This window comes from Mycobacterium simiae, assembly GCF_008370645.1.
Lineage (GTDB): Bacteria > Actinomycetota > Actinomycetes > Mycobacteriales > Mycobacteriaceae > Mycobacterium > Mycobacterium simiae_A.
On the sequence record NZ_VTZN01000054.1, the window covers coordinates 16,312 to 28,643 of the forward strand.

A 12,332-nucleotide genomic window follows, 5' to 3' on the forward strand; every position below is an offset into this window, starting at 1 on the left:
CGCCTTGGTGCTGAACATGTTCGCGCTCACGGGCGGCGGCGGCATCGAGTTTAGCTGTGGTGTCGGTCATTTGCGCGGGCGGTCGAGTAGTTGGTGGCGGCGTCGGAGGAGTCGGCGGATACGTTCGGGGCTGGTTCCGCTGGTGGCGGGGTGGCGGTGGTGTCCGACGCGTTGGAACCAGGTCGACCGCCTCGAACTCGAACGGTGATCCTGTCGTCTATGGTCAGCGTGTTGGAGCAATCGCGACCGATGTGGGGGATTGGCCATGGAGGACGACGCCAGGGAATCCCGAGGTGCAGAGGGCACCCTGTTCGGCCGCTACCGCCTGATCGAATTGCTCGGCCGCGGTGGCATGGGCGAAGTATGGCGAGCCAGCGACACCGTGATCGAGCGGATCGTGGCGCTCAAAGTCCTGCCGGCTACCTATGCCGACAATCCCACATACCGCGAGCGATTCCGCCGCGAAGCGCTCAAGGCGGCCCGCCTTAACCACCGACACATCGTGATGATCCTCGACGTAGGCGAAAGCGACGGTCGGCTATTTCTGACAATGCCCGTCGTTGAGGGACGCGATCTGCAGACTCTCATCGATGAGGGGCCGTTGCCAGCGCAGCGGGCGGTAGCAATCATCGAGCAGGTCGGTTCAGCTCTCACGGCTGCCCACAGTGCCGGGCTGGTGCATCGCGACATCAAACCCAGCAACGTCTTACTTGATGAAGACGATTTCGCGTATCTGATCGACTTCGGTATCGCGCGCAGAAGGGGAGACCGGCTTGACCTCCACCGGCCTGACCATCGGCACCTGGTCGTACATGGCCCCCGAGCGGTTCCGCACCGGCGAAACCACCCCCGGATGCGACATCTACGCGCTGAGTTGCGTGCTCTACCAATGCCTCACCGGCCATGTGCCGTTCCGGGGGAATACCTTTGAACAGATTGCCCTGGCTCACCTTGCCGACCCACCGCCCACTCCTTCGACTCATGATCCGGCACGGATTCCCGCCTTGATGGACACTGTCATCGCCACCGGGCTGGCCAAAGAACCTGCTCAGCGCTACCAGAGCGCAACCGAACTGGCTGCTGCGGCGCGCCACGCGCTCACGGCGCCGCTGTCTCATACGCCAGTCGATCCGGCCCACCCCAGGCCACCATCCGCGCTGATCAACGAACCGATTGAATCTCGTGTCGAAGCTGACCGCCATGCGGTGGACTCAACCGCGCCGACACTCGCCGCGCCACACAAACCCACCCCATCGAGGTCGAGTGCCCCTGCCAAGCGGCAAGCTGGGCCGAAGCTGGCCCTACAACAGTGGTGGTTTCGCCATCGCTGGGTGACGCCCGGAATCGCCACGATCCTGTTATAGGGGGTGTTGGCAGGTGTAGTCGGCTTCGTCACGCAGCGGCACTCCGCGCGGCAACCCCACCCAACGCAGGTGGTGCTCCCGTTCATCGGGATTCAATATCCCAGTGGTGTCGCGGTCGACGACAACGGCAATTCGTACATCACTGACTACGACCACCAGCGAGTGCTCAAACTGGCGCCGGGGCCATCATCCCTCCAAACCGAGCTGCCGTTCACCGGGCTGGGCATCGCCTTCGACGTGACCGTCGACAACACAGGCGCCGTGTACGTCACCGAATACGACCGCGACCGTGTGTTGAAGCTCACGGTGGGGTCCTCTGCCCCTACCGAGCTCCCCTTCACCGGCATTGACGGACCCGCAGGTATCGCGGTGGACAGCTCAGGAACCGTCTACGTCACCGATTACAACGGCAACCGCGTCTTGAAGCTGGCGGTGGGCTCGAGCTTCCAAACCGAGTTGGCGTTCACCGGCCTCGACGGACCCAGAGGAATTGCAGTGGACAAATCAGGCTCCGTCTACGTCACCGACCACAAAGCAAACCGTGTGCTGAAGCTAGCCGCTGGCTCGTACACCCAGACCGTGCTGCCATTTACGGACCTCGACATGCCTTGGAGCGTCGCCGTGGACAGCTCCGATGGTGTCTATGTGACCGACACAAAGAACAATCGGGTGCTCAAGCTAGCAGGCAACGCAACTGCCGCACGCAATAGCCAGACCGTGATGCCGTTCACCGGTCTCAACGAACCCAGGGGCGTTGCGGTGGATAACGCCGGCAATGTCTACGTCGCGGATGCCAAGAATGACCGGGTCCTCAAGCTGGCGAGCGGGTAAGCGAGATAGCCGACGAGCAACGGGAAACCCCTACGACAGCCACTGATTAGGCACCGGCTATTTGCGCGACGGCCGCGGAAATACTCACGGATTGTTACAAGCAGCCGGAACTGGGGGTTGCACGCCATCGCCTCTCTCCGGCCGCCCGTGCCGTTCCCGGTCGCCAATGTCTCACTTCGCAATGTCAACTTGAACTGGCCCCGGCGTGACGGCCACCCACTCGCACCTATTGTGTTCATCATGGCAGATGAAGGCTCTGAACAGGACGTTCTTGATCCCGCGGGCGAAACCCCGGGCGCACTATGGATTTCCTACGAGGTCAGCTCAGACGGTCCGCTCCCGCAAGAAACGTTGAGTCTGCGTCTCGGCCTCCGCAATAGTTCAACTGGGCTGAACCGTGGAGTGCTTCGCCGGGAAGTCGAGCGTATCGGGATGTCTGCATCGACTGATTCAGAGCAACTAGCAGAGCGGTTGAAAATCACCGTAAAGAAAAGTCTCATAACGCCTGGCGGAGGGGCGCCGCCCGTCGAGGTTTTAGAGCTTGTTGCTGCAATTGGCGGGTTGGGCGGGCTCGCGGGCGGCGTTCTTAGCAACGCGGTTTGGGATGGCCTAAAGGCGCTGGGCCGCAAGATTCACGGGAGACTCGACCGCGCCGATACCGCAGACGAGTGGCTCGAAGAGTTAGAGGCGATCGGCTGTGCACGGATGGAGATTCTGGTCGGGTTCGGTGTGGACCCGGACGAATTGACGCAACTCTCATATTCGTTCGACAGGTCCTCCGGGACTGCCTCTGTCGTACTTCGTGCCGACGACGGTTCAACATTTGTGGTGACGCTCGACTCGACGGGGGCTATGCGCCATGTCGTGCGGTCGTATGCAGAGAAGACCGAGGGTGGGGGCGACGACCTCAGCTCAGCTTAGAGCTCAAGGCCGTTACCGTGATCACGCTGTTGCTGGGTGTATTCGCGTTCTCGTGCTGCCATGGCGCCGATATGTGCGGTGGTGTCGGTCATTTCACGTAAGCGGTCGAGTAGCCGGTCGCTGCGCTGAAGGAGCCGGCTGGCTTCGGCGCCTTCGGGGCTGGTTCCACCCGTCGTGGCCAGGTGGTGTTCGACGCGCTGAATCGCGGTGGGGCGCTGCTGGTGACGCTGGTCGGGGGTTCCGATGTGGTGGGCCGAGGGCAGGTTCTCGGCGAGAACTGCCAGCAGGCTGGGGTCGCGGTGCGCGGCGTCGGGGGTGGTGACGAGCAGCAGTTTGGTGTTGGTGGCCGTGGCATTGTCGACAAGCCAGCGCAGCCGCTCGGGCGGCAGGTGGTCGGCGTCATCGACGATGACCAGGCTGCCCGACGGCAGCGACCAGCGCGTGCTGGCCACGTTGGCGCGGGCGTCGTCGGGTGTGGTGGTGTCGGAGTAGCGGTGCGACGGAGCATGTTCGGCGGCGGCCGGGCTGGCCGGCAGGGCCAGGACGCGGCCCTGGTGGTGTTGCGCGGTGGCCGCAAGCGCGGCCAGGGCGGCGACCTTGTCGGCACCGGGGTGGCAGTGCAGCAGCTGAACGCTGAGCGCGCTGTCGCCGATAGCGGCCACGGCGCGGCGGTGGGGGTCGTCGAGGCCGACCAGCGCGGTGGTCGGGGGTGTGTAGAGGGCGGCGGGGCTGCAGCCGCGGGCCGCCTCGAGGAGCTCGACTTCGGCGCGCAGCCGCGGGAGGTCGGCGGCCAGATCGTAGCTGCGGGCGGGGTTTTCGGCGAACGCGCGGGCGGCCAGGGCCTCGGCGCGGGCGAGCTGGTCATCGAGGTCGCGGGCGCGGCGGCGGGCCTCGGCCAGAGCGTCGGTGTCGGTTCGCAAGGCCGCGGCGCGGCGGTCCTGGATGTCGCGGTCGGTGACGATGCTTTCCGGCCCGCCCGTGGCGCCCAGCAGCTCCGCGCGGGCGGCATCGAGGCGCTCGCGGGCATGGCGGACGGCGGCGTCGATGCGGTCGCTCTGCTGGGCGACGTGGTCGCGGTGCTTCCGGTAGCGGGCGGCGGCCGGGTGGTCGCCGAGCCGCGCGGCGGCGGTGGCGGTGGCGGCGATCTGGTCGAGCAGCCGGTGGTGCAGCTCGGCGGTGTCTTCGGCGTGCACCCACCGGGCGTGCGCGCGGGCCAGGGCGCGCTGCAGGGGCCGCTGCTGGTGGTGGCGGCGGTGCATCTCGGCCAGTTCGGCGGCCGCGGCGTGTTCGGCGGGCCCGCCGGTGCCGCGCAGGATCGCGGCTTCGAGCCGGTGGACGTGGCGGCGGGCGGCGTCGCGGCGCGCGCGCAGGGCGGGGATGTCGACGTCGGCTTCGTGCTGGGTGGGTGTCGGGCGGTGGCGCGCGAGGTCGGTGAGGTCGAGGCCGGCGAGGTCGTCTTCGGCGAAGCCGTAGGGGTCGGGTGGCGGCTCGTCGAGGATGTCGGCGGGGTGGGGGATGCCGGGGACGAGGTCGAGTTGGTGGCCGGGAGAGGGCATCTCGGCCGCGTCGGCGGGGTGGGGGATGTCGGGGTCGACGGTGGCGGCGTGGTGGGTCAGCAGCTCGACGCGGTAGGTGAGCAGGCGGGCGTACTGGTCGGGGCGCAGGGGTTCGGCGGCGGCGATGTCGCGCAGGTGTTCGGCCGCCGCGGCGAGCAGGTCGGCCGGCGGCCAGTCGCTCGCGGCGACGGCGGCCACCAGGGCGGGCCAGGCGGGGTCGGTCAGGACCGCTTCGGTGATGCGGGTGCCCAGCAGGTGGTGCAGCTCGGCGGTCCACGGGGGGCGCAGCTTGGTGTCGGGGCGCTGCAGGCAGGGCGGTGCCAGGGTGCCGGCCAGGCGCCACCACAGGGCGGCAGCGGGCATCTCGTCCGGTAAGGGGCCGTGCCGGGAGGCGGCGTCGTGCAGCAGGGCGGCGACGTCGGCGCCGGCGCGGGCGGCGTCGTCGAGGTGGGTGGCCAGCCGCGGCCAGAACGGGTCGGCGGTGATATGGGTGTCGAGGCGGTGCGCGAGGCGGCGCCAGCGGGCGGTGTCGGCGCCGGCGCGGGTGAGTTCGGCATCCAGGCGGGCGTGGATGAGCTGCTGGACGACGGCTGAGCGGTTGGCGTGCTGTTCGGGTCCGGTGAGGCGGGTGTCGGCGGGATCGACGCCGTGGGCGGCGCGGAAGACGGCGATCTCGGCCATCAGCGCGGGCCGGCGGGCCAGCAGCGGGCGCGCCCAGGAGGGTGCGGTGTGGGGCTCCCAGGTGCGGGCGGTGCCACGGATCCGCTCGGCCAAATCGGTGACCAGCTGCGCGCGCTGCAGCAGGTACGGGCCCCAGGCCGGGTGGGCGCACAGGGTGTCGGGGAGCGGGGGCAGCCAGCGCAGCGGCCCCGCGTTCCCGGTCGTCCCGGGCGGGGCCGGCAGGCGCCAGTCGAGCACCGCGGCGGGGTCATAAGCGTTGTCCAGCGGGGCCCGGGCCGCCTCGGCCAGGGCGCGGGCGGGGTCGTGTCCGTCGGCGGCCAGCAGCGCCAGGTGGCGGCGCAGCACGGGCCAGGCCGGGGCGTCGGTGACGTTCGCGCCCAGCGCGGCGCCGGCGGCGTCGATGCGCGACATGACGGCCCGCCCGGCGAGCTGTTCGGCGGCGGCGCCCAGCGCGTCGGAGTACATGGCGGCCGCGCGGTGCAGCCGGGTGAACGGGTCGGCGTCGGCGGCGGCCACACTGTGGGCCGAGCGTTGCGCGCCGTCGCGGCCCAGGATGGCCGTCAGGACGTCGGCGGCGGTGGGCGGGTGGGTGGCCTTGGGTGCCAGGATGCGGTGCGGGTCGGCTTCGGAGGTGGAGCCGTAGAGGTGGTTTTCGGTGCGCCCGCGGGTCAGCGCGACGTAGAGCTGGTCGCGGGTGAGCCGGTCACTGATGACGGTGTGGCAGGTGCCGTCGGTGCCGCGGCCGCCGGCGGTCACGCCCTGGGCGGCGTTGATGGTGCTGGCGTAGCCCAGGGTGGTGTGGGCGGCGACGTAGCGGGCGGGCAGGCGCACCGGGGTGGCCCGGCCGCGCAGCGGGACCACGGTCAGCGACCCGTCGCCGTGCACGGTGCGGATGGTCCAGCGGTGCCCGTTCTTGACCCAGCTGCCGGTGGCGTCGGGGGCCAGCCAGCGGGCGTTCTTGCGGGTGGCGATCACGTCGCCGGCCGAGGCGGTCAGCCCGTCGGCCAGGGTCACGGTGGCCCCGGGCGCGGGGCGGCTGGGCTGGGTGTCGCGGGTCAGCCGGTCCAGGCGGGCGCGGGCATTCAGCGCGGCGACCAGCTCGTGGGTGGGGGCCAGCAGGATCGAGTCGCGGCCGGCGGCGCGGTCGGCGGCCCACGCCGCATAGGCCAGGTCGGCGGCGGCGGCCTCGGCGCCGACGTGCACGCGGTGGTGGTCGAGGTAGAAGCCGATCCCGGCGGGGTCACCGGCGCGCACGGCCAGGCTGGCGGCGGCTTCGGCGGGCCCGGTGTCGGGGTGGGTGAAGCGCACGACGGTGCTCAGGGTGACGGTGTCGGGGCGCTCGGCGAGGTCGCGCAGGACACCGCCGGCGCCGATGGCGGCGAGCTGGCGGTCGTCGCCGATCAGGCGCACGCTGGCCCCGCGCGCCAGGGCGTGGCCGATGAGGGTGTCCAGGTCGGCGGTGGCGGCCATGCCGGCTTCGTCGACGATGAGCAGCGTGTCGGCGCCGATGGTGTCGAACCAGGATCGGGCCGGGTCATCAGCGGGTGCGGGTGGCCCGTCGGCGGTGCCGCTGAGCTGCACCAGCTTGGCGACGGTGTCGGTCGGGGCGCCCAGGTCCTCGCCCAGGACTTCGGCGGCCCCGGCGGTGGGGGCCAGCCCGAGCACGCTGCCCCCGCCGTTGCGCCAGGCGGCGGCCAGGGTGGCCATGGCGGTGGTCTTGCCGGTGCCGGCCGGGGCCAGCGCCAGCTGCACGCGGGCACCCGAGACCGCCATGTCGCGCACCATCGCGGCCTGCCCGGCGTTGAGCGCCACGCCGCGGCGTGCGCAGTGTTCCAGCAGCGCCAGCTCGATGCTGGTCTGGTCGACGGTGCGCCCGCCGCGCAGCGCGGCGGCGGCCAGGATGCGCCGTTCGGCGGCCAGGACCGCGGCGCTGGTGTAGAGGGTGCAGTCGTGGCGGGTGTAGACGCTGGACCCGTCGCGGCGGCGCAGGGCGGCGGGTTCGTCGCGTTCGGTGTCGGCGTGTGAGCTCAGCGCGATGCTGTGCCCGCCCAGGGCCGCGGCCACGATGCGCTGCGCTACGTCGGGGCCGCCGGGGTGCTGGGTGTAGCGCAGCAGCCGCTGGGCCTCGGCGCGCACGTGGTTGACCGTCCAGGTGGCGCGTTCCCGGGCGACGGTGGCGATGACGCGGGCGGCCTGCGCGTCGACCCATTCGGTGGTGATCGCGGCCCGGTGGGCGGCCGCGGCGCCGGTGACCTCGGCGACCATCGCGGTCAGGGCGCGCTGGCTGCCCAGCACCTCGATGGCCTGGGTGCGCCAGGTGTGGCGCTGCTCGGCCAGCGAGCGCGGCTCGTGCTTGGCCTGCCGGGTCTCCAGGGTGGCCTGCTGCGAGAGGGCGAGCATCTCCACCACGGTGGGTTCGCGCCCGTGCGCGGTCTGAAACTGCTTGGCGAGCTGGCCGACGCGGTGCTCGATGGCCGCGCTGCGGGAGGAGAACTTCTGGATCAGTTCGGCCGGGACGCCGGCGATTTCGCGCACCGGCCGCTTGCCGGACCGGGTGGGCGCGGCGGCGAACCGCACCCCGATCGCGGCGGCCAGCAGCGCTTCGGTGCGGGTGTTGTAGAACTCCGAGGCGGCCACCGCGGCGTGGTGCAGCGGGGTGCCGTCCAGGGCCAGCCAGCGCGGGATGCCGTCGGCGCCGCGGGCCTGCACCTTGTTGCTGATGACCAGGTGGGTGTGCAGGTTGGGGTCCCCGGCGCGCGAGTCGCGGTGATCGAAGGCGGCCGCGATCAGCCCGGTGGTGTCGACCTGGGCCACCCCCTGGGCGCCGATGCGGGCGAACGCGGCCTGGTCTTCGAGGAATTCCAGGGTGTCGGCCACGGCCCGGTGATGGCAGTCCTCGATGGCCCGCGCGATCGGGCCAGGTGCCAGCGCCCACAGCGCCGAGACGGATTTGACCGGGGTGAAGGTCAGGTCGTAGCCGGCCACCGCGGTGGTCGCGGCACGGGTGTGGCGGGCGATGAACCCGGTCAGTTCCCGGTCGTCGGCCGGGGGGCGGCCGTGGGTCTGGGCGAACATCTCCCGGCCCAGGGCGGTGCGGATCCGGGCGCGGATCTCGGGCGCGACGGCGGCGTTCGGGTCGTGGCCCACGGCGGTGTTGTAGTCGCGGTAGGCCGCGCGCAGGCGGCGGGTGAACTCGTTGTCGGCGTCGCGGATCGGGAAGGGCCGGCCCAGGCGGGCGGCGGCGAGCGCGCCGGCGGCGGCGACGCCGACTCCGGTGAGGTGGCGGGTGATCTTATCGGCGTTGGGGTGCAGGCCCTCACCGAAGAGGGCTTTCATCTGGTCCTCGCTGACCGGGGAGCCGGGCGGCACGCCCCACAGGCCGGCGACGAGCGGGTCGGCGGCGTCGCGGGAGGCGGGGGCGCCCAGCGCGGCCAGCCCGCGGCCCAGCCAGGCGCCGGGGGCTTCGCCTTTGGCGCTGTAGTAGTCCGAGAGGCTGGGGCAGCCGCGCTGCGTGGCGTCGGCGGCCGCGACCTGCCGGATCAGGTACAGGTAGCCGTCTCCGGCGGTCAACTTGTGCAAGCCCATCACCGCGTCATCACCCGAGGCCGAAAGTAGGGGCGCCCCCACCCTTACGCGACATCCGTTACCTTTTCGTGACCTGAGTGCAAGAGGTGTGGGGTTTGACGAAGGCAGTACATAGGTGACCTAAGTAGATGGTGGCCGGTGTCGCGTACGGGTGAAGACTGCAATCTCCGGGTCTAGGTTGCATAAGGCGTTGCAGTGTCGCGTTGAGGCTGCATGTCGTGCGGGGGCTGGCTCCGTGTGAAGGCGAAGGACGCTGGCTGTGACAGCGGCGATGGCCGACGTGGCGGCCTCGGCCGCCGTCCGCCAGGTCACGACGGGCAAGTCCCACGTCGCCGAAAATGCAAGGTAGGTCCGGACGAATCGCGGCTGCGCCGTCCGGACCTACCTTGCAAACGCCAGCATTCGCAAACGGATTCCTCGCAACCTTCACCGGGACGGGACAGCCGGGGTGGGGCGGGCACGGGTGCGCGAGCGCGGGGCGGTCGTGACGGAAATTGGTCGGGTTCGGATGCGGCATAAGGCGTTTGGGGGGCTTAGCGTGTGGGTCATGGCGAATGGTGGGACGACGAAGGCGGCGCGGCGCGCGGCCCGGGAGGCCGCCGTGGCGGCCCAGGAGGCCCTGGCGCGGCGCACCCGGGCCAACGTGGAGGACTTGGCGGCGTTCTTCAGCGCGCGCGAGCGCGCGGACGGGATCGATGAGCGGCTGGCCGAGCGGCTGGCGGCGCTGCAGGAGCAGGCCGCGGCGCGCCGCGGTGCCCAACGCGTGCGGGGCGGGCGGGCGTTGCGGTCAATGCGGGATCGCGGCGAAGGTCTGGGTGATATCGCGCGCATGGCCGGGGTGAGCGAAAAGACGGTGCGCGAACTGATTCGGGAAGCCGAGGAGAATCCGGGGGCGGTCGCGGGCAAGAGTGCGCCGCCGGCTGCGATGCCGATGGCGGGGGCGGCGCAGGGCGAGGTGGCGTCCGAAGGTGCTACGGCGGCGGAGGAGGTTGCGGCGTCGGAGGGTAAGGCGGCGCGCGCGCCGGCGGCGGTGCGACGGGCGGGCGAGGCTGCGGGCGGCGCGGTGCGCTGACCGCGGAGGATGTCGGCACCGAGGCTGGCGACCGTGATCGGTGAGCCGATCGGGATGGATGGTGTTGGGGTGGTGAGGCGTTCGCAGGCGCAGTCGCCAGGCCCGGGCCGTGAGGATGCGGGTGAGCGGTGCCGCCCCCGGCACGGCATGCCCGGTCAACTCGTGCGCTGCTGCGCTGGAAGGGCCGCGGGCAGCGAGTGCGGATGTCGCCGGGCGGCTCAAGTGAATCGGCGGCTGCTCACCCCACCCAACGACGCCGCGGAACGAATTCTCCGTGCCAACGCCGTCCGATCCGGCCGCCAATGTGCGGGCCTGCGCGAGTAACCCACGGCGCGCCGGTGGCAACCCGCCGGACTCCGCACGGGCCTGGCGGCGCCGCGGGACGCGATCACACGGCCCGACCGCGTCGCATGCGCGCCGTCCTCGAACTCGAGCGCTCCCGCCGCGAACCGGACCGCAGCAGCGACCGCCGCCGGGATGGCCGGCCGCCGTCGAGGTCACTCGCAGCACGGCGCGCCGGGCGCCCCGCTGAACAACCAGTACTCAGCCCATTCGCCGGTGACGCCCAGCCGGTTGCCAACCGCCGCGGCGTCGTTGCAGTAGTTGACCCAGCGCCGGCGATCGTTGAGGCGCCGTGGGTGCCACGGCCAGTGCGTCAGTCGCAGACCGGTGCGGACTTGGTTGTCGAACACCAGCGGCGGAGCCAGCAAGTTCTGACCGGCTCCGGCGACCCACAGCCACTTCGTGAAGAAGCGGAAGCCCAGACCGGGCAGGCCCGCTGCGGTCCGCCAAGCACCTTCCAGATCGTCGGCACCGACTTGATCTACGGTGCGTTCGAGGATGGCGTGGAGGTCGGGCGACGCCAGCACCTTGGCGTGCCGACCGTAGTAGCGATTGGTCGGGCCGGCACCCCAGATCAAAGTGGCGACGAAGGCCCGCCGGCGTTTGGCCGCGGTGCCCAGGTCTTGTGCGAGCAACCGGAGATCGCCGCGATCGATGCCATCCCGGTAATGGTCGGGAGCCCAGGCCACGTCGGAGTCGTGGCCGTTCCACCGCAGCCACGGTCGGGGATGAAAACCGATCTTCGGCTGTGTGGCCGGGTCAAAGCGCTTGATGTGGTGTCCGCAATGAGCAGACACGCGCGCCGCCCACTCGGCGTGCGAGTCGTCGTAGCTGGGCACGCTGGTCACCTTATGATCCCGGCCGCGACGAAGAGCACCTGGCCAGTGGCTGCGGCAGCAGCATGCGCCGACCCCAGGCGCGCGGCGACCCGGGTATCTCGCCGCGGGCTCCGCACAGTGGCCGTACCGGGGCCCGGCCAACCCAAGGGGGAGTGCCGACCCGGCTCGGGGCGGTGAGGCGTCAGGTCACCGGAGACATCCCAGGCCCGCGGAGTCGATGCGGCGCCGGACTTCGGCGAGGTTGACCTCGGTGTCGGTGATCATGGCCCAGGTCTCCCAGCCGCGCAGCGCGGCGCGCACGTCGTCGAGGTGGACGTCGGGTGCGCTGAGGGCGGTGGTGTGGCCGTGGTCGGCCCGTCGGGTGTCATCGGCGATGGCGACGAGTTGACCGGTGCCGTCGAAGACGCGGGGGTCACCCGGCGGCGCCCAGTTCCGCGCGAAGCGCAGCTGGCGGGGCACGCCGTCGGCCGGGTTGATGAAGTCGTAGGCCAGACCGAAGTCGATGTCGGGCATGGGGTGTCCTTCCTGGGTGGTGTGCAGCCTAGAGGAGCCAGGCCCGCGGCGGTGCGGACCTGGCTCTGCTGGGGTGGGTCAGGCGGCGGCGGTGTCGGCGGCGTGCTCGAGCAGGTCGGCGACGGCGTCGTCGAGGTCGTCGTAGGCAACCGGCGCCGCGTCGTTGACGGTGGTGGTCCACATCGGCTCGTCGAGTTCGGCGGTCAGGGTGTAGGTGTGCGCGCCGGCGGCGGCGCGCCAGGTCCAGGGCTCACCGGGGACGGCGTGGAAGGTGAGTTGACCGGCGCGGACCTTGACGATGCGGGCGCAGGGCCTGGCCTCGGCGTGCGCGGCGGTGGCCTCGACGGCGGCCAGCTGTCCGTACTCGTCGTGGGCGAGCAGGATCAGCTGCTGTCGGGTCTCGGGGGTGTCTCCGTGGACGGCGGTGAGCAGGACCTCGCCGTGGTTGTGCAACACGATGCGGGTGACGCCGTAGCGCTGGTGTCGGATGCGCCCGGCGGCCTCGTCGCAGAGGTCGAAGGCGAGCTCGAATGCGTGGTCCATGGTGTGCTCCGTTCTCAAGTGCTCAGGTGGTGCGCCGGTTAGCGCTGGGGTGCGGTCGAACCGGCTGAGGGTGGGCTGTCAACCC

At 71.1% G+C, this 12,332-nt stretch carries 8 protein-coding genes and 1 pseudogene; 5 read left to right on the forward strand and 4 right to left on the reverse strand.

All coding sequences use genetic code 11. The features are described from left to right. Positions 1 to 265: 265 nt before the first annotated feature. The 4 genes and pseudogenes from F0Q45_RS30470 to F0Q45_RS11100 all read left to right on the forward strand — a co-directional run bounded on the left by F0Q45_RS30470 (position 266) and on the right by F0Q45_RS11100 (position 3,116). On the forward strand, positions 266 to 931 hold the full coding sequence (locus F0Q45_RS30470; RefSeq protein WP_306439429.1) for a serine/threonine-protein kinase: 666 nt from the start codon (positions 266 to 268) through the stop codon (positions 929 to 931). Then, complete coding sequence (locus tag F0Q45_RS30475; RefSeq protein WP_306439430.1) at positions 813 to 1,364, forward strand: hypothetical protein; 552 nt, start codon at positions 813 to 815, stop codon at positions 1,362 to 1,364. The genes F0Q45_RS30470 and F0Q45_RS30475 overlap by 119 nt, the downstream gene beginning before the upstream one ends. A 72-nt stretch (positions 1,365 to 1,436) precedes the next feature. Then, positions 1,437 to 2,183: pseudogene (locus F0Q45_RS30480) on the forward strand (NHL repeat-containing protein); the annotation flags it as partial. A 252-nt stretch (positions 2,184 to 2,435) separates the two neighbouring features. Further along, complete coding sequence (locus F0Q45_RS11100) at positions 2,436 to 3,116, forward strand: hypothetical protein (protein ID WP_149654005.1); 681 nt, start codon at positions 2,436 to 2,438, stop codon at positions 3,114 to 3,116. Here F0Q45_RS11100 and mobF read toward each other — a convergent pair. Beyond that, positions 3,113 to 8,938 (reverse strand): MobF family relaxase, encoded by a 5,826-nt coding sequence (gene mobF / locus F0Q45_RS11105; protein ID WP_149654006.1) that lies wholly within the window; start codon positions 8,936 to 8,938, stop codon positions 3,113 to 3,115. The genes F0Q45_RS11100 and mobF overlap by 4 nt on opposite strands. 484 nt (positions 8,939 to 9,422) lie before the next feature. Here mobF and F0Q45_RS27625 point away from each other — a divergent pair, with 484 nt between their 5' ends. Then, positions 9,423 to 10,010: a hypothetical protein gene (locus F0Q45_RS27625; RefSeq protein ID WP_188112880.1), complete on the forward strand. Its 588-nt coding sequence runs from the start codon at positions 9,423 to 9,425 to the stop codon at positions 10,008 to 10,010. A 497-nt stretch (positions 10,011 to 10,507) separates the two neighbouring features. On the opposite strand, the gene F0Q45_RS11115 is transcribed toward F0Q45_RS27625, so the two are convergent. The 3 genes from F0Q45_RS11115 to F0Q45_RS11125 form a co-directional block, all read right to left on the reverse strand. After that, complete coding sequence (locus F0Q45_RS11115) at positions 10,508 to 11,191, reverse strand: 8-oxoguanine DNA glycosylase OGG fold protein (protein WP_149654007.1); 684 nt, start codon at positions 11,189 to 11,191, stop codon at positions 10,508 to 10,510. Between the two features lie 186 nt (positions 11,192 to 11,377). Further along, positions 11,378 to 11,704: a hypothetical protein gene (locus F0Q45_RS11120; protein WP_149654008.1), complete on the reverse strand. Its 327-nt coding sequence runs from the start codon at positions 11,702 to 11,704 to the stop codon at positions 11,378 to 11,380. A gap of 78 nt (positions 11,705 to 11,782) precedes the next feature. Beyond that, on the reverse strand, positions 11,783 to 12,247 hold the full coding sequence (locus F0Q45_RS11125; RefSeq protein WP_149654009.1) for a hypothetical protein: 465 nt from the start codon (positions 12,245 to 12,247) through the stop codon (positions 11,783 to 11,785). Positions 12,248 to 12,332: the final 85 nt, after the last annotated feature.